General features: G+C 69.2%; 13 protein-coding genes. 7 read left to right on the top strand and 6 right to left on the bottom strand.

Features of this window, described 5'->3' with window-relative positions; all coding sequences use genetic code 11:
- Nucleotides 1-38: 38 nt before the first annotated feature.
- Both ACFVUT_RS10765 and ACFVUT_RS10760 read left to right on the top strand, forming a co-directional pair.
- Nucleotides 39-464 carry a peptidoglycan-binding protein gene (locus ACFVUT_RS10765; RefSeq protein ID WP_389645202.1) on the top strand — a complete coding sequence of 142 codons (426 nt, stop codon included), beginning with the start codon at nt 39-41 and terminating at the stop codon, nt 462-464.
- 266 nt (nt 465-730) lie between these two features.
- On the top strand, nt 731-928 hold the full coding sequence (locus tag ACFVUT_RS10760) for a helix-turn-helix transcriptional regulator (protein WP_389645199.1): 198 nt from the start codon (nt 731-733) through the stop codon (nt 926-928).
- A 124-nt stretch (nt 929-1,052) separates the two neighbouring features.
- Here the strand turns inward: ACFVUT_RS10760 and ACFVUT_RS10755 are convergent, their stop codons facing one another.
- Both ACFVUT_RS10755 and ACFVUT_RS10750 read right to left on the bottom strand, forming a co-directional pair.
- Nucleotides 1,053-2,126 carry a zinc-dependent alcohol dehydrogenase family protein gene (locus ACFVUT_RS10755; protein WP_389645196.1) on the bottom strand — a complete coding sequence of 358 codons (1,074 nt, stop codon included), beginning with the start codon at nt 2,124-2,126 and terminating at the stop codon, nt 1,053-1,055.
- A 76-nt stretch (nt 2,127-2,202) separates the two neighbouring features.
- Nucleotides 2,203-4,572: an MMPL family transporter gene (locus ACFVUT_RS10750; protein ID WP_389645193.1), complete on the bottom strand. Its 2,370-nt coding sequence runs from the start codon at nt 4,570-4,572 to the stop codon at nt 2,203-2,205.
- 302 nt (nt 4,573-4,874) lie between these two features.
- On the opposite strand from ACFVUT_RS10750, the gene ACFVUT_RS10745 reads away from it, so the two are divergent.
- The 3 genes from ACFVUT_RS10745 to ACFVUT_RS10735 all read left to right on the top strand — a co-directional run bounded on the left by ACFVUT_RS10745 (nt 4,875) and on the right by ACFVUT_RS10735 (nt 8,782).
- Nucleotides 4,875-5,552 (top strand): TetR family transcriptional regulator, encoded by a 678-nt coding sequence (locus ACFVUT_RS10745; RefSeq protein ID WP_389645751.1) that lies wholly within the window; start codon nt 4,875-4,877, stop codon nt 5,550-5,552.
- Between the two features lie 200 nt (nt 5,553-5,752).
- Nucleotides 5,753-6,061: a heavy-metal-associated domain-containing protein gene (locus ACFVUT_RS10740; RefSeq protein WP_389645190.1), complete on the top strand. Its 309-nt coding sequence runs from the start codon at nt 5,753-5,755 to the stop codon at nt 6,059-6,061.
- Nucleotides 6,062-6,217: 156 nt separating this feature from the next.
- A complete protein-coding gene (locus tag ACFVUT_RS10735) occupies nt 6,218-8,782 on the top strand; it encodes a heavy metal translocating P-type ATPase (RefSeq protein WP_389645187.1) in 2,565 nt (854 codons plus the stop codon).
- 593 nt (nt 8,783-9,375) lie between these two features.
- On the opposite strand, the gene ACFVUT_RS10730 is transcribed toward ACFVUT_RS10735, so the two are convergent.
- From ACFVUT_RS10730 to ACFVUT_RS10715, 4 genes are all read right to left on the bottom strand, one after another.
- A complete protein-coding gene (locus tag ACFVUT_RS10730; protein WP_389645184.1) occupies nt 9,376-10,665 on the bottom strand; it encodes a citrate synthase in 1,290 nt (429 codons plus the stop codon).
- Between the two features lie 197 nt (nt 10,666-10,862).
- The gene (locus tag ACFVUT_RS10725) at nt 10,863-13,094 is read right to left on the bottom strand and encodes an ATP-dependent RecD-like DNA helicase (protein WP_389645181.1); all 2,232 of its coding nucleotides are present in this window, start codon (nt 13,092-13,094) and stop codon (nt 10,863-10,865) included.
- 286 nt (nt 13,095-13,380) lie between these two features.
- A complete protein-coding gene (locus ACFVUT_RS10720; protein WP_389645178.1) occupies nt 13,381-13,746 on the bottom strand; it encodes a hypothetical protein in 366 nt (121 codons plus the stop codon).
- Between the two features lie 14 nt (nt 13,747-13,760).
- A complete protein-coding gene (locus tag ACFVUT_RS10715) occupies nt 13,761-15,014 on the bottom strand; it encodes a helix-turn-helix transcriptional regulator (protein WP_389645175.1) in 1,254 nt (417 codons plus the stop codon).
- A 480-nt stretch (nt 15,015-15,494) separates the two neighbouring features.
- Here ACFVUT_RS10715 and ACFVUT_RS10710 point away from each other — a divergent pair, with 480 nt between their 5' ends.
- Nucleotides 15,495-15,749: a hypothetical protein gene (locus tag ACFVUT_RS10710; RefSeq protein WP_389645172.1), complete on the top strand. Its 255-nt coding sequence runs from the start codon at nt 15,495-15,497 to the stop codon at nt 15,747-15,749.
- A 493-nt stretch (nt 15,750-16,242) separates the two neighbouring features.
- The gene (locus ACFVUT_RS10705; RefSeq protein WP_389645169.1) at nt 16,243-16,713 is read left to right on the top strand and encodes a transglycosylase SLT domain-containing protein; all 471 of its coding nucleotides are present in this window, start codon (nt 16,243-16,245) and stop codon (nt 16,711-16,713) included.
- Nucleotides 16,714-16,929: the final 216 nt, after the last annotated feature.

Genomic DNA, 16,929 nt, shown 5'->3' with positions numbered 1-16,929 from the left:
CTACCCCTGCACCACCACTGCACCAGGAGCAACTCACCATGATCCGGAAGATGCTGTCGTTCCGTAGGAGGGCCGGGGCCCCGGTCCTGGCCGCCGCCGCACTGACCGCCGTGGCGCTGGCCACCGCCCTCGCCACCGCCCCGGGCGCCTCGGCCGACACCCCCAACCCGCCGCCGCCCGGCTCCGGCGCGGTCTGTGTCTACTACGACGGCAACGAACTGACCGCGTACGGCGAGCGCGGCGACCGGGTCTCCCAGGTGCAGTGCATGCTGGCCAACCGCCACTATCTGCCGTGGTCCGCGGTCGATGGAACATTCGGACCTCAGACCCTCCTCGCCGTACAGCGATTCCAGGCGGACCACCCGCCACTCGTGCCGGACGGGCTGGTCACCCCGGTCACCTGGTCGGCGCTCTGGCACGCGGGCCCGACGCGCACGACCCCTCTCCCTTATCCGCCGGCGTAACTCCGCACGCCGGACACCTCTCCCCACAGTCCGCCGGGGCTCACGCACCTCCACTGGACGCATGCGCGCCTTCTGTCACAGAGATCACTCTCTCGTCACACATGTCTCCATTACGTGGTTCTTCCGTAACAGGCGCGCGACAGCCCCTCCCCGGGGCTCGGTCCGTCTCGTTGCACGGCAAAAAGGCTGAGTGATCGTCAGCGTCCGTTCCGCAGCTCCCCCGACGGCTCTGCCGGCTGCCGCTGCGGTGCAGAGAGGTGTCACTTATGACGGACAGAGGACTCTGGTCCTACAAGGAGATCGCCGCGCACATCCGGGTGCAGCCGGACACCGTCCGGTCCTACCGCAAACACGGTCTCCTTCCCTCACCCGACCATGTGGAGAGCGGCAAGCCCTATTGGTACGCGGACACGATCCGCACCTGGGTCGCCTCCAGACCCGGCAACCGAGGACGTAGGGACTGACGTCCTCGGCCCTGCACGGCGAGACACCGTCGATCCCGTACGACGAAACAGTTTCGGTCCTGTACGGCGAGACACCTTCGGCCCCGTACGGCGAACGGCACCCGCCCTTTCGCCGTGCGGGGCTTCATTCCTTCGTCGGGGTGTGTGCCCGGGACCTCGACGGCTCGATGATCGTCACCCCTGCCCCGGGCGCCGTACCCATCGCGGCGAGCGCGGCCGGGGCCGCGTCCAGGCCGATGGTGGAGGTCACGAGCAGGTCGGGGCGCAGGGTGCCGGCGAAGACCATGTCCATCATCGGCGGGTACGCGTGCGCGGCCATGCCGTGGCTGCCGAGGATCTCCAACTCCTGGCCGATCACCCGAGCCATGGGAACGACGGGGTCGCCGGCGGCCGTGGGCAGCAGCCCAACCTGTACATGACGGCCCTGTCGGCGCAGGCTCCGTACGGAGGCGGCGCAGGTGACCGGGGAGCCCAGCGCGTCGAGCGACAGATGGGCTCCGCCGCCCGTCAGGTCGCGTACCGCCGCGTCCGCCCCGTCCGGGTGCGTGGACGCGTCCACGACCTCCGCCGCGCCGAACGCCCGCGCCAGTGCGAGAGCTTCCGCCGAGACGTCGACCGCGACGACCCTGGCCCCGCAGGCCACCGCGATCATGACGGCCGACAGTCCGACTCCTCCGCAGCCGTGCACCGCGACCCACTCTCCCGCCGCCACCCGGCCCTGAGCCACGACTGCCCGGAACGCCGTGGCGAACCTGCATCCCAGTCCGGCAGCCGTGGCGGAGGACAGCCCCTCGGGCACGGAGACCAGATTGACGTCGGCCTCCTCCAGCGCCACGTACTCGGCGAACGAACCCCAGTGGGTGAAGCCGGGCTGGGTCTGCCGCTCGCAGACCTGCTGGGCCCCGGCGGCACAAGCGGGGCAGCGACCGCACGCGCAGACGAAGGGCACGGTGACCCGGTCTCCCGGGTGCCAGTTGACGACTTCGCGTCCCACCGTCTCGACCACTCCGGCGAGCTCATGCCCGGGCACATGGGGCAGGGCGATGTCGGGGTCGTGCCCCATCCAGCCGTGCCAGTCGCTGCGGCACAATCCGGTGGCCTCGACACGAACCACGACGCCCCGGCCGGAGGGGCTCGGGTCGGGCACCTCCCGCACCCGGGCGTCCTGCCCGAACTCCTCGAACACCACTGCTCGCATCGGCCCAGCCCTTCGTTCGGCCCCGTTGTCCCGCCGGCGCCGCGGTGCGCTCCCGCGTGTCGTCCGGTGGCCGAATCTACGCTCCGCTCGTGATCCTTTCCCGCTCCGGGGCCTCCCTCGGCGTCTCGTCGGCCGGTGCCGGCGCGGACTCCCCCTCACTCAGGCCGAACCTTCGGTGAAAGGCCCGGAGCGGGGCCGGCGCCCACCAGGTGACCCTGCCCATCAGCTTCATCACCGAAGGCACCAGCAGGCTGCGCACCACCATGGCGTCCATCAGGACGGCCAGGGCTATGCCGAGGCCCAGCATCTTGGTGTTCGCCACCCGTGACGTGCCGATGGCGACCATCACCACCGCCAGGATCACGGCTGCCGCGGTGATCAGCCCGCCGGTGTGCCGCAACCCGAAGGACACCGACCTCTCGTGGTCCCCGGTGCGGTCGTATTCCTCCTTGATCCGGGAGAGCAGGAAGACCCCGTAGTCCATGGAGAGTCCGAAGGCCACGCAGAACATCAGCACCGGCAGCGTCGTCTCTATGTCCCCCGTGCTGGTGAAGGAGAGCAGTCCGGACAGATGCCCGTCCTGGAAGATCCAGACGACCGCTCCGAACATGGCCGTGAGGCTCAGCGCGTTGAGCACGATCGCCTGGAGAGGGATGAGCACGCTTCCGGTGAGCAGGAAGACCAGGAGCAGTGTCACCACGACGATGATGCCCACCGCCCAGGGCAGCCGGTCCGCGATGGCGTGCTTGGAGTCGACCAGGACCGCTGCCGTACCCGTCACCGAGGTGTCGAAGGGGGCGGGCTCGGCCCGGAGGTGCCGGACCAGCCGCTGGGTCTCCTCGCCCACGGGCTCGCCGCCGGGCTGCACGCTGTAGTAGGCGAACCGGCCCGCCGTAACCGGCCCGTCGACCCGCTGCACACCGGGAAGGGCGGCTATCCGGCTGCGGTATTCGGCGTACTGGGCCGGCGTCGCCGCGCCCTCCGCGAGGACGTCGAGACCACCGCCCGGACTGCCGGGGAAGCCGTCCCGGATGTGCTGCTGGACGATGTGCGACTCGGCGGTCGCGGGCAGCTGGCGGTCGTCCGCCGTACCGAACTTCACCCCGAGGAACGGGAGTCCGAGCAGAACGAGGCCCACAGAGGTGGCGGCAGCGAAGACCGGTGCCCGCCGCATCACGAGGGCCGCGAACCGGCCCCACCCGCTGCCGGACTCGGCGAGGGCGGATGCGGGAGTGGAGGAGGGGGCAGCATCGGATGCGGGAGCGGATACAGAGGTGGGTGCAGAGGCGGGGGCGGGGGCTCGGAGCTCTGTGCGCCTGCCCGGACCACCGCGGTCGGATCCGCCCGGGTGCTCACCCGAGCGCCGACGCGCGCGCCCGCCCCCGCGTCGCAACAGCCGGCGCAGATCCAGGGAGTCGACCCGCGGTCCGAGCAGCATCAGCGCGGCCGGCAGCAGGATGAGTGCCGCGGCGGCCGCCAGCAGGACCACGGCAATGCCCGCGTAGGCGAAGGAACGCAGGAAGTACTGGGGGAAGACCAGCATTGCGGCAAGCGAAACCGCGACTGTGAGCGCGGAGAACAACACCGTGCGGCCGGCGGTGCGCAGCGTCACCCCCACGGCCGCGCGGGTGGCCGCCCCGGCTGCGAGCTCTTCTCTGAACCGACGCACGATGAACAACGCGTAATCGATGGCGAGTCCGAGGCCGAGAGCCGTGGTGAGATTCTGGGCGAAGACCGAGACGTCGGTGAATTCGGTGATGCCCCGCAGCACCGCGTTGGTCCCCAGGATCGCGACGATGCCCACGCCGAGCGGCAGCAGAGCGGCGACGGCGCTGCCGAAGACCATGACCAGCAGCACGAGTGTCACCGGCAGGGCGATCAGCTCGGCCCGCAGCAGGTCCTCCTGGATGATCGTCTGCATCTCGTGCCGTACGGCGACCGGGCCGCCGACCGAGACCTCCACCGGTCCGTGCACTCCCCGGTATGCGGGGGCTATCCGGTCCAGGACCTCACCCATCACCTTCTCGTCGCCCTCGATCCGGGCGGCGATCAACGCTTCCCGCCCGTCCTCGGCGCGCAGTGCGGGTGTCTTGCTCTGCCAGTACGAGCCGACGCCCGTGATGCCCTTCTCGCCGGCGAGCCGTTCAGTCAGCCGGGCCGCCGCTGCGGCCACCGCGGGATCGTCGACCGACGCGCCACCGCTGTCCACGAGGAGCAGCAGATTCGGCTGGGACGCGGGGAACTCCCGCTCCAGCGCCTTGGTCGCATAGGTCGATTCGGCGTCCGGAGCCTCCCAGCCTCCGCTGCCCATCCGGTCGGCCACTCCGCTGCCCGCGAACACGGCGAGCACCGTGATCACCAGGGCCGCGAACAGCGCGAGCCGCGGTCGCGCGGTGACGAAGCGGGTCCAGCCCCCCAGATGCTGCGGACCGTTGACTTCAGGCATGACTCGGTGTCCCCTTCCCCCCGGATCCGGCGGCGCGAGGCGGCCACAGAGGGCAGCACAGGGCAGCATGGATCAGTCGTTGCCGATTAGAGTGATAAACACGAGCCATCGCTCGCATTTCCCCAAGAATGCGAGCGCCCACTCGCGTTTGTCAACCGCACCACGAGAGCTGGGGATTGACCGTGCCGGAGGGCAGAGCACAAGACACCGGGGGCGACGCCAGAAGTACGGGCGCCAGAAGTACGGGACAGGACACCACCGACACAGGCCGCACCACGGGAACCACCAGCACGGGCAGCACCATGGACGTCACGGGCAGCACATCCTCCGGAACGTCCGCCGGCACCGCCCGCCCCCGCCGCCGCCAGGCCCGTGGCGAAGCCCGTATCGCGCAGCTGCTCAGAGCGGCGGCCAGTGTCTTCTGCACCGCGGGCTACACCGCGGCGAGCACGAATGCCATCGCCCGTGAGGCCGGCGTCTCACCGGGCACGCTCTACCAGTTCTTCCCCAACAAGGAAGCCATCGCCGTGGAGCTGGGCGATCAGCTCCTCCACCGCTGGCGGGAGACGTACGGCGCCGCCTTCCTCCCCGATCACCTGACGCTCCCGCTGGACCGGATGCTCGACGCTGTCCTCGACCCACTGATCGACTTCAACTGCGAAAATCCGGCGTTCACCGTCCTGATGCACGGCTCCGAGATTCCCGGAATGATCACCCAGGGGCACGAGGCGCTGCACACGACCATGCTCGACCGCGTCGAGACGACCCTCGGCAGCTATCTGCCGGACACCCCGCCCGCCCAGATCGCCCGCATCGCCAACATGATCTTCACGATCTTCAAGGGCGGACTCACCCTGATCATGGCCCACGAGGGCGACGAACGGGAGGCGTACGCCAGGGAGCTGAAGACCGCACTGCACCGCTACCTGGAGCCGCTGGTCTGCGATGCCGAGCTTCCCGCTCCCCCGCATGCACGATGACGCCACAGCCCATGGGGCCGGAACGCATGAATCCCACTCCGGCCCCGGCGTGCGCCGGAGGCATTCCCCCGCATGCGCGCCGCGCCGTCACGCATGCGATTCATACCCCCTAGGGGTATAGTCTGAAAAGTGTCGGGGCACATCGGGCCGTCCGGGGTTTCCGGCACCACATCCTCGTGCTCGTCGAAAAGGAGAACACCATGACCGCCGAGACCCAGCTCCCCCAGGCCACCGGTTCCTGCTGCTCACCCAGCGGCTCCTGCCACGACGGCGCGGACTCCGCCACCCCGGCGGGCGCGGTGACCACCGTCTACCAGGTGTCCGGCATGACGTGCGGGCACTGCGAAGGTGCCGTCTCCGAGGAGATCTCCGGCATCGACGGCGTCACCTCGGTGAAGGCCGTCGCCTCCACCGGGCAGGTGACCGTCGTCTCGCGGGCCCCGCTGACCGACGACGCCGTGCGCGCCGCGGTCGACGAGGCCGGCTACGAACTCGTCGGCCGCGCCTGAGCAGCTTCGGGGCACACCCGACAGGGCGAATACGCCCCCACGCACCGGATGCACCGGATGCAGCAGATATGCCGGAATCACCCCCTTTGCCGCCAGGCCGGACCGACCAGCAGATACTGGTGGGGTACGGCCCGGTCGGCGTTCAGGAGTTCGGACATGCACAGCGCAACAGAGGCTGCGGCCCCGGCCGCGGAGGGTTCGCGGGCCGAACTCGTGATCGGCGGGATGACCTGCGCCTCCTGCGCGGCCCGCGTCGAGAAGAAGCTCAACCGGATGGACGGTGTCGAGGCCACCGTCAACTACGCCACCGAGAAGGCCCGCGTCGTCTTCGGTCCGGGAACCGAGCTCGCGGATCTGATCGCCACGGTCGAGAAGACCGGCTACACCGCACAGCCGGTACGCCGCCCCGAACCGGCAACTCCCGCCCCGGCACCGGACGCCGCACGCGCCACGCCTCCAGGCGCCCCCACCGGCGCCCCCGGAAGTGACGCCCCGCACAGCCCGCGCGTCCGCGGCGGGCAAGCCGCCGGGATCCGGACCGGCAGCGAAGCCGGCACAGAGGCCCGCACAGAGACCCAAACCGAGGCCCACGCCCGCACAGAGACCCAAGCCGAGGCCCACGCCCGCGCAGAGGCCCAAGCCGAGGCCGACGCCCACGCAGAGGCCCACGCCCGCGCAGAGGCCGACGCCCACGCAGAGGCCCAAGCCAAGGTCGGCGAGACCGATGGCTCCGGTGTGCGGAAGGCCGGCGACGCCCTTGCCTCCCTGCGTCAGCGCCTCATCGTCTCGGTCGTCCTCGCCGCCCCCGTCGTCGTGCTCGCGATGGTGCCCGCTTTCCAGTTCGACAACTGGCAGTGGCTCTCCCTCACGCTCGCCGCCCCTGTCGTCGTCTGGGGCGGGCTGCCGTTCCACCGCGCCACCTGGACCAACCTCCGGCACGGCGCGGCCACCATGGACACCCTGGTCTCGATCGGCACCCTCGCCGCCTTCGGCTGGTCCTTGTGGGCGCTGTTCTTCGGCGACGCGGGCATGACCGGCATGCGGCACGGCTTCGACTTCACCGTCTCGCGCGACGGAGCCTCCTCGACCATCTACCTGGAGGTCGCCTCCGGCGTCATCGCCTTCATCCTGCTGGGCCGCTACCTGGAGGCGAAGTCCAAGCGGAAGGCCGGTTCCGCCCTGCGCGCGCTGATGCACCTGGGTGCGAAGGACGTCTCCGTCCTCCGAGGTGGCACCGAGGTACGCCTTCCCGTGGACCGGCTCCTCGTCGGCGACCGCTTCGTCGTGCGGCCCGGCGAGAAGATCGCCACGGACGGCACCGTCGTCGAGGGCGCGTCGGCCGTGGACGCCTCCATGCTCACCGGGGAATCCGTTCCGGTCGACGTGGGTGTCGGTGACTCCGTCGCCGGGGCCACGCTCAACGCGGGCGGACGGCTCGTCGTCGAAGCCACCCGGGTCGGCGCCGACACCCAGCTGGCCCGGATGGCGAAGCTCGTCGAGGACGCGCAGAACGGCAAGGCCGCGGCGCAGCGTCTCGCAGACCGGATCTCCGCCGTGTTCGTGCCCGTGGTGCTGGTGCTCGCGCTGGGCACCCTGGTCGTGTGGCTGCTCGTCACGGGGGACGTGACCGCCGCGTTCACCGCCGCGGTCGCCGTACTGATCATCGCCTGCCCCTGCGCCCTGGGCCTGGCCACCCCCACCGCCCTCATGGTCGGCACGGGGCGCGGCGCCCAGCTCGGCATCCTGATCAAGGGCCCGGAGGTCCTGGAGACCACCCGGCGCGTCGACACCGTCGTCCTCGACAAGACCGGCACGGTCACCACCGGCCGGATGACCCTCCAGGACGTACACACGGCGGACGGCACCGACGGCACCCTTCTCCTGCGACTGGCCGGCGCCCTGGAGCAGGCCTCCGGACACCCCGTCGCCCGCGCCGTCGCCGCCGGAGCTGCCGAACGCACCGGCAGCCCGCTCCCCGTCCCCGAGAACTTCACCGACCTCGCGGGCCTCGGCGTGCGCGGCACGGTCGACGGGCACCAGGTCCTGGTCGGCCGCCCGCGTCTGCTCACCGAAGCGGGCATCGACATCCCCACCCCCCTGTCCGGCGCCATGTCCGACGCTGCGGCCCGAGGCCGTACCGCGATCGCGGTCGCCTGGGACGGACAGGCGCGCGGCTTCCTCACCGTTGCCGACGCGGTCAAGGAGTCGAGCGCGGCAGCCGTCGCCGAGCTGCGCCGGCTCGGTCTCCGTCCCGTTCTGCTGACGGGTGACAACCGCGCCGTGGCGGACGCCGTGGCCCACGCCGTCGGGATCGACGAGGTCCACGCCGAGGTCCTGCCGGAGGAGAAAGTCCACGTCATCGAGCGGTTGAGGGCCCAGGGGCGTTCCGTCGCCATGGTCGGCGACGGGGTCAACGACGCCGCCGCCCTCGCCACCGCCGATCTCGGCCTGGCCATGGGCACGGGCACGGACGCCGCGATCGAGGCGAGCGATCTGACCCTGGTTCGTGGAGATCTCAAGGTGGCGGCCGACGCGATCCGGCTCTCCCGGCGCACCCTGGCCACCATCAGGGGCAATCTCCTCTGGGCATTCGGTTATAACGTTGCGGCTCTACCCCTTGCGGCATTTGGCCTGCTCAACCCTATGATTGCGGGAGCGGCGATGGCGTTCTCATCAGTCTTCGTCGTAACGAACAGCCTGCGGTTGCGCGCCTTCACGTAACATCCACAAAGAGATTTAGATCACACCTTTTTCAGGGTAACCATTCGGTGGGTTCGCGAGTCTTAAAGTGCGATGCCAAGGATGTCTTGGGGGACGTCCATCGAAGCGTCTTGGGGGATGCTTCGGGCAAGCGTTGGCCGGGGCACGTGCACCGGGGAGCTTTGAGCGGCCCTCCCGTCCGTGCGTACCCCGGCAGACCGCACAGGAAGTACAAGTGAAAAGCGCAGCTCGCAGTAGGTGAGGAGCGCCCAGGAGCTTCGGCTCCCGTAGACGCCCGGCCGGATCCCGTGGGGGGAATCCGCTCCGGGATATGGGAAGCGCCTCGCTGTCGGCCCGTGGGGGGATCGATGGCGGGGCGCTTCTCGCTGTCGACCCGCCCGCCCAGGCCGCTCCGGCAGCCCGCCCCGCCCGCTCCGGCAGCCCGCCCCAGCCGCTCCGACGGCCTGCCCCTGCCCGCCCCAGCGGCCCGACCACGCGCGGCCCGCGCCGGACACGCAAATCGCCCCGGACACCGCGCTCTGTGCGAAAGCGCGGTACTCGGGGCGAAGACGACCGGCCTCAGCGGCCGGGGTGGCGCAGGGGCCGTACGGGGCTCAGCGGCCCTCGACCGGGACGAAGTCGCGCAGGACCTCGCCGGTGTAGATCTGGCGCGGGCGACCGATGCGGGAACCCGGCTCCTTGATCATCTCGTGCCACTGGGCGATCCAGCCGGGGAGCCGGCCGAGCGCGAAGAGCACGGTGAACATCTCGGTCGGGAAGCCCATGGCCCGGTAGATCAGGCCCGTGTAGAAGTCCACGTTGGGGTAGAGATTGCGCGAGACGAAGTACTCGTCGGAGAGCGCGTGCTCCTCCAGCTTCAGCGCGATGTCGAGCAGCTCGTCGGACTTGCCGAGCGCGGACAGCACGTCGTGTGCCGCGGCCTTGATGATCTTGGCGCGCGGGTCGAAGGACTTGTAGACGCGGTGGCCGAAGCCCATCAGCCGGACGCCGTCCTCCTTGTTCTTCACCTTGCGGATGAAGGAGTCGACATCGCCGCCGTTGGCCTGGATACCTTCGAGCATCTCCAGCACCGACTGGTTGGCGCCACCGTGCAGGGGGCCCCACAGCGCCGAGATACCGGCGGAGATCGAGGCGAACATGTTCGCCTGCGAGGAGCCGACCAGACGCACGGTGGAGGTCGAACAGTTCTGCTCGTGGTCCGCGTGCAGGATGAGCAGCTTGTCGAGCGCCGAGACGACGACCGGGTCCAGCTCGTACTCCTGGGCGGGGACCGAGAAGGTCATGCGCAGGAAGTTCTCGACGTACCCGAGGTCGTTGCGCGGGTAGACGAACGGGTGGCCGATCGACTTCTTGTACGCGTACGCGGCGATCGTCGGCAGCTTGGCCAGCAGCCGGATCGTCGAGAGGTGGCGCTGCTCCTCGTCGAACGGGTTGTGGCTGTCCTGGTAGAACGTGGACAGCGCGCTGACGACCGAGGACAGCATGGCCATCGGGTGGGCGTCGCGCGGGAAGCCGTCGAAGAACCGCTTGACGTCTTCGTGCAGCAGCGTGTGCTGGGTGATCTCGTTCTTGAAGGTCGACAGCTCGTCGACCTTGGGAAGATCGCCATTGATGAGCGTGTACGCGACCTCAAGGAACGTCGAGCGCTCGGCGAGCTGCTCGATGGGGAAACCGCGGTAGCGCAGAATGCCCTGCTCGCCGTCGAGGTAGGTGATGGCGGATTTATAGGCTGCGGTGTTGCCGTAGCCGCTGTCCAGCGTCACCAGACCGGTATGGGCCCGGAGCTTCCCGATGTCGAAGCCCTTGTCGCCGACGGTGCTGTCGATCACCGGGTAGGTGTACTCGCCGTCGCCGTACCGCAGTACTACAGAGTTGTCGCTCACGTCATCCCTCACCGACGTAGTGCCTCTTCTTCGAGGTTCCCTGACTGTCTCCACCCTCCCCCATTTGGCTCAGGAGAGTGCACTCGGGGTCGTCCATTGGACCTACTCGCGGCACTCAGTGCCGCGAGCCTACTCATCCTGCCCCGTCGACTCCGGTTCCGGAAGGCCTGCGTGATGTTTCCCACCGATTTGATCGATCATTTTTCCGCGGATCCTCCTTCCGAGCCGCCCGAGAGCCGGTAATCCAGCGCCGTACAGCGTCTGCCTGCGGAAACCGTGCGGACCGCCTGACCGATCGCCTGCCGCGAGCCGACCAGCACGACGAGCTTCTTGGCCCTGGTCACAGCGGTGTACAGCAGGTTCCGCTGGAGCATCATCCAGGCGCTCTTGGTGACGGGGATGACGACGGCCGGGTACTCGCTGCCCTGGGAGCGGTGGATCGTCATGGCGTACGCGTGGGCCAGCTCGTCCAGCTCGTCGAAGTCGTAGTCGATCGTCTCGTCCTCGTCCGTGAGGACGGTCAGCTTCTGTTCGTCCGGGTCCAGGGCGGTGACGACGCCGACCGTGCCGTTGAAGACACCGTTCTCCCCCTTGTCGTAGTTGTTGCGAATCTGGGTGACCTTGTCGCCGACCCGGAAGACCCGGCCGCCGAACCGCTTCTCGGGGAGGTTGGGGCGGCCCGGCGTGATGGCCTGCTGGAGCAGGCCGTTGAGCGTGCCCGCGCCGGCCGGGCCGCGGTGCATCGGGGCGAGAACCTGCACGTCACGCCGCGCGTCCAGCCCGAACTTGGCCGGGATGCGGCGAGCCGCGACGTCCACCGCGAGTACGCCCGCGTCCTCCGTCTCGTCCTCCACGAAGAGGAAGAAGTCCTTGAGGCCCTGCGTGAGCGGCGGTATTCCGGAGTTGATCCGGTGTGCGTTGGTGACGACTCCGGACTGCTGGGCCTGGCGGAAGATCGTGGTGAGCCGGACCGCCGGAACGGGGCTGCCGTCGGCGAGCAGATCGCGCAGCACCTCGCCCGCGCCGACGGACGGCAACTGGTCGACGTCCCCGACGAGCAGGAGATGGGCACCCGGTGCCACCGCCTTCAGGAGCTTGTTGGCGAGGAGCAGATCCAGCATCGACGCCTCGTCGACGACGACGAGATCGGCGTCCAGCGGACGGTCCCGGTCGTACGCGGCGTCGCCTCCCGGCTTCAGTTCGAGGAGCCGGTGCACGGTGGACGCCTCGGCCCCCGTCAGCTCGGAGAGCCGCTTGGCCGCCCGCCCGGTGGGCGCGGCCAGCACCACCTTGGCCTTCTTCGCACGGGCCAGCTCCACGATGGACCGGACGGTGAACGACTTCCCGCAGCCGGGACCGCCGGTCAGCACGGCGACCTTGCGGCTGAGCGCGAGCCGGACCGCGGCCTGCTGCTCGGGGGCCAGATTCGCCCCCGTACGCGTGGCGAGCCAGGCCAGCGCCTTGTCCCAGTCGACGTCGGCGAAGGCCGGCATCCGCTCCTCGGGCGTCCGCAGGAGCCGCTGCACCTGCGCGGCGAGCGCGACCTCGGCACGGTGGAACGGCACGAGGTAAATGGCCGTGACCAGTTCGCCGCCCTCGGGCGACGGCACCTTCTCCCGTACGACGCCCTCCGGGTCCTCGGCCAGTTCGGCGAGGCACTCGATGACCAGGCCCGTGTCGACCTGGAGCAGCTTCACCCCGTCGGCGATCAGCCGCTCCTCGGGGAGGAAGCAGTGGCCCTGGTCGGTGGACTGCGACAGCGCGTACTGGAGACCGGCCTTCACCCGCTCCGGACTGTCGTGCGGGATGCCGACGGCCTGGGCGATCTTGTCGGCGGTGAGGAAGCCGATGCCCCAGACGTCGGCGGCCAGCCGGTAGGGCTGGTTCTTCACGACGGAGATCGACGCGTCCTCGTACTTCTTGTAGATACGGACGGCGATGGAGGTGGAGACGCCGACTCCCTGGAGGAAGACCATCACCTCCTTGATCGCCTTCTGCTCCTCCCAGGCCGCGGCGATCATCTTCGTCCGCTTCGGGCCGAGACCGGGCACCTCGACCAGGCGTTTCGGCTCCTTCTCGATGATGTCGAGGGTGTCGACCCCGAAATGCGTGGTGATCCGGTCCGCCATCACCGGGCCGATGCCCTTGATCAGACCGGAGCCGAGGTAGCGGCGGATGCCCTGGATGGTGGCGGGGAGCACGGTCGTGTAGTTCTCCACCGTGAACTGCTTGCCGTACTGGGAGTGCGAACTCCAGCGGCCCTCCATCCGCAGCGACTCGCCGACCTGCGCGCCGAGCAGCGAGCCGACCACGGTCAGCAGATCACCCGCGCCCCGCCCTGTGTCGACGCGAGCGACCGTGTACCCGTTCTCCTCGTTGGCGTACGTGATGCGCTCCAGCACACCTTCGAGGACGGCCATGTTGGACATACCTCGACGGTACCGGGCACGTACGACACCCCGGCAGCGGCCTGAACAGGCCACCCCCTTCGCACCCGGCCAACAGGATCAAGGGGCGGACATGCCCTCGCAGGGCCGTGCTCGGCATCACCCGACTCCACGATCCGGCCGTCACCGGCCAACACGCCCCGTGCGGGGTGACCTTGATGACCGGTTGCCTTGGTGACCGGTCATGGCGATGAGGGCGAACTGCGGCGCCTCACTGTCGTACGGGAATCCGGTGAGATCGCCGCAGGGAAGCGCGGCGAGGCGGCCATCAGCCCAGTTCCTTCTCGATGGCCTCGAAGATGTCGGCGTCGGTCTCCTGCTGCCAGGACGGGAGGTCGGGCCAGTCGGCCACGTAGCCGGGCTTCGGGTCCTCGAAGTGCTTGAACATCTGGGCCGTCCAGCACGTCGCGACGAATCGGCTCTTCTGCCCGCGGGACAGCCGTGTCGTGGTGCCGCCGCTGATCTCGACGAAGTGGCGGACCTGCTCGTAGACGGAGCCCGCCGCCTCGCGCTCCCACTGCGGGGTGTCGTCCCACGGCGTGACGTAGCCGGCCTTCGGCTCCCCCGGGAAGTGCTGACGGACTCCCGCGATCCAGGCTTCCCGGAACAGTCGTGCACCCTCGGTCTGCGACATGCCTACCCCTCTCGTCACGGCGTGCTCAGAGCGGCGATCTCGGCCTCCAACTCCGCCACGCGGTGGTCGCGGCTCAACGGACCGAACTCGTCGCACAGGGCTCGGAGTCTACGGGCGACGTACCCGGACGCGGAGGCTCGGGCCAGGCCGGTGGCTTCCCTGCCGTACGCCACAACCTGCTCGGCGTCCCGCCGCTTCGCGCCGATGGCGGCCAGGTCGGTGAGCACTGCTCCGCGTCGCCGGTACGACTGCCCGGATGCCAGGTCTGTCTGCTCCAGGGCGTTCTTCAAGGCGTTCTCCGCCAGGTCGAGACGGCCGAGCTGTACGTAGCGAGATCCCCGCTCTTCGGCCAGCCGCGCGCCGTCGAACCGAAGCCATCCGCCATTGACGCTGTCCGCGGTGAGGTCTCGGACGGTCTCCGCCTGATCCATCGCGCGCTCGCACGCGTCCAGGTCACCGACGCCGGCGTATGCCTCGGCCTGGACGGAAGCGACCCAATGCCGGGTCGAGAGGTTGTTGTCCCCCCTGCCGGCCAGTCGCTCGGCCGCGCCGAGCATCTGCGCGGCCTGGCGGTAGCGCTGCTCGGACATATCCACGTAGGCGTGGCGGACGAGCGCGCATGCCCACAGGTCGTGCGCCTCGGCGTCCTTGCTGATCGACGCCGCGAGGGAGTACGACGCGGCTGCGTCGGAGTACCGGTTGCCGTCGAACGCCACCTCGCCGGCCAACTGGAAGAGTTCGGAGGCCGCGTCCAGAAGGGGCCGCGTGCTTCCACGGTGGCCCGCCAATGCCTCGTTCAGTGCCGTCAGTTGGTCACGGATGACGGGATACACGGAGCCCTTGGAGCGGGCCAGTTGGTAGACCTGCCAGAGGTGGCTGTTCATGCGTGCGAAGTCGGCAGGCAACCCCCGACGGACGCCCTCGGTGAGGGCCTCGGCCTCCTCGACCGGCAGGGCGGTCAAAGCCCCGCTGACAGTCAGTATGCGGAGGAATTCACGGCGGATCATTTCGTCGGGGTCTCCCACGCTCGGGGGGTCACTGGACTGGGGCCCGGCGGCCTCCTGGCCTGCGGCCCGTGGCGGCGCCAGGAGGATGTCCAGCTCTTGGAGGCTGATTTCGAGGGCGCTGGCCAAGGCTCGGCGCTGGGGTGGCTGAGGAGCGACTTTGCCGCCTTCCCAGCGTCCGACCGTTGTTCGGTCCACACCGAGTAACTCGGCCAACTTCTCCTGACTGTAGCCCAGGGCCCTGCGTCGTTCCGCCAGTCCCATGGCACCCCCTTCCCGCGGCTTCGGCCCCTTCGGTGCCCGTGCACGGACCTGCGTCAAGACTGCCGCATGGATGCCGTGGAGACCTCCGACTCCTCGCGCTTTCCTGGATGTTGCCCCGGACGAGCCGCGGGATTCACAGAGGAGTTCGGCCATGCCGACGAAAGACGAAGCTCTGGCGCACGCGCCGGACGGTAATGCGCGGACGCAGCACCTGGGCGCTGAACAGCGCGTCCTCATGACGCTCAGGGTCTCCCGCGACTCCGGCCGGACTTGGGGCCAGGTGACAGAGGTACAGGAAGGCGAGAATCCGGTGATCCTCGACAACCCCGGTCGCTTCCCGCCGTGCACGTGCCCGCGCTGCACGGACCGCTCCCGCCCCGGGGCTTCCTCTCGGATGGAGTCGTGATGCGGTGTGCACACTGGCGACGGGTGCCCTGGGACCTGGCGCGGGAAGCGCGGGAGAGATTGGCCGCGGAGTGCGTGGACAGGGCCGTTCAGTGCCAGTTGTCCGCGCACGACGACGGTGAGCACTACGGCCTCCTCGACGACCTCGACGAGTACGGGACCGCGCTGTGGCTCCGCTGGCAGGAGAGGACCGAAGTGGAGGTGGCCGTGCTGCCGGACTGCTCGGTGGCCGCCCCGGAACCCGACGGTGAGGGCTGCTGTCTGTTCGCCGGCCACCCCGAACAGCACACCTGGGAAGACACCTCGGAGGAGGCCCCGTGGCTCAGCTGATCGCGAGCCCGTGGGCGGGATCGGTCCCATGGAAGTACACCCCGACGCCGCCGGGCGTCACGTTTCCCGACAAGGCAGGGGCATCAGCCGCAGCCGCCCCGGCGACGTGGGCCCCGGGCGGGGCAGGTGGGTAACCGTGGAGACCGGCCTCCCCGGTCACAGCTGGTTGAACAGCAAGGGCGATGACGGGAAATCGTCCAGCTTTTCGTTTCTTGCGCGGAAGTGAACAGATGGCCATTCACCACGAGCAGGCAATACAGCTGTGTCCGTTTTAAGTATTTTTGACCCTTCTGTCGTGTGACGTGGGCGATGTGGCATACGTCACCATGATGCGACTTAGTAGGACAAAGAATACGTTCCATGGCCCGTTTGCGGTCATTTCGGACCCGGTTGCCCGTTCCCTGTACGTAGCCCGGTAGTAAAAGGGGTCTTTGACCGAAGTTTGAAACGCGCTTAACAATTCTTGGCATCCCCACGGAAGAGGTAAATTCCGATGAAGCTCTCCGCGATGTCCAAGAAGTTCGCTCACCTCACCCAGGCCAGGAAGATCTCCCTGGGCATGGCCGCCGCCAGTGCCGCCGTCGTCGCCGGGTCTCTCGCCGGCGCTCCGGCCGCCTCGGCCGCCGCCCCCGCCCAGTCGAGCGGCGGCAGTGTCAGCGGCTGGATCAACCAGTCGCTGGAGATCCTGCGCGCGCAGGGCATCCCGGGCTCCTACAACGGCATCTACCGCAATCTGATGCGCGAGTCGAGCGGCAACCCGAACGCCATCAACAACTGGGACTCCAACGCCGCCAAGGGCATCCCGTCCAAGGGCCTGCTCCAGGTGATCGACCCGACGTTCAAGGCGTACCACGTGCCCGGCACCTCGTGGAACATCTACGACCCGGTCGCCAACATCACCGCCGCCTGCAACTACGCGGCAGCCCGCTACGGGTCGATCGACAACGTCAACTCGGCGTACTGAAACACGGCACCGCGCGAGATCGCCCGGTAAAGGCCCGCAGAGGCCCGCAGAGGCCCGCAGAGGCCCGGCAAGGATCGAGCCCGCACCCGAACACCCCGGGCCCGGGGTGAGGTCCGGAGAGGCGAAACGGGGCCCGGTCAGAGACCGGACCCCCCTCGCTACCCCCTCCGTCAGGGCTCCCCGATCCCCCCGAATCCCTCCCCGGAAGCGCCCGAC

The organism is Streptomyces sp. NPDC058051 (genome assembly GCF_042885475.1).
Classification (GTDB): domain Bacteria; phylum Actinomycetota; class Actinomycetes; order Streptomycetales; family Streptomycetaceae; genus Streptomyces.
The sequence above is the reverse complement of the archived record's forward strand: the minus strand, read 5'-3'. Positions and strand labels throughout refer to the sequence as shown.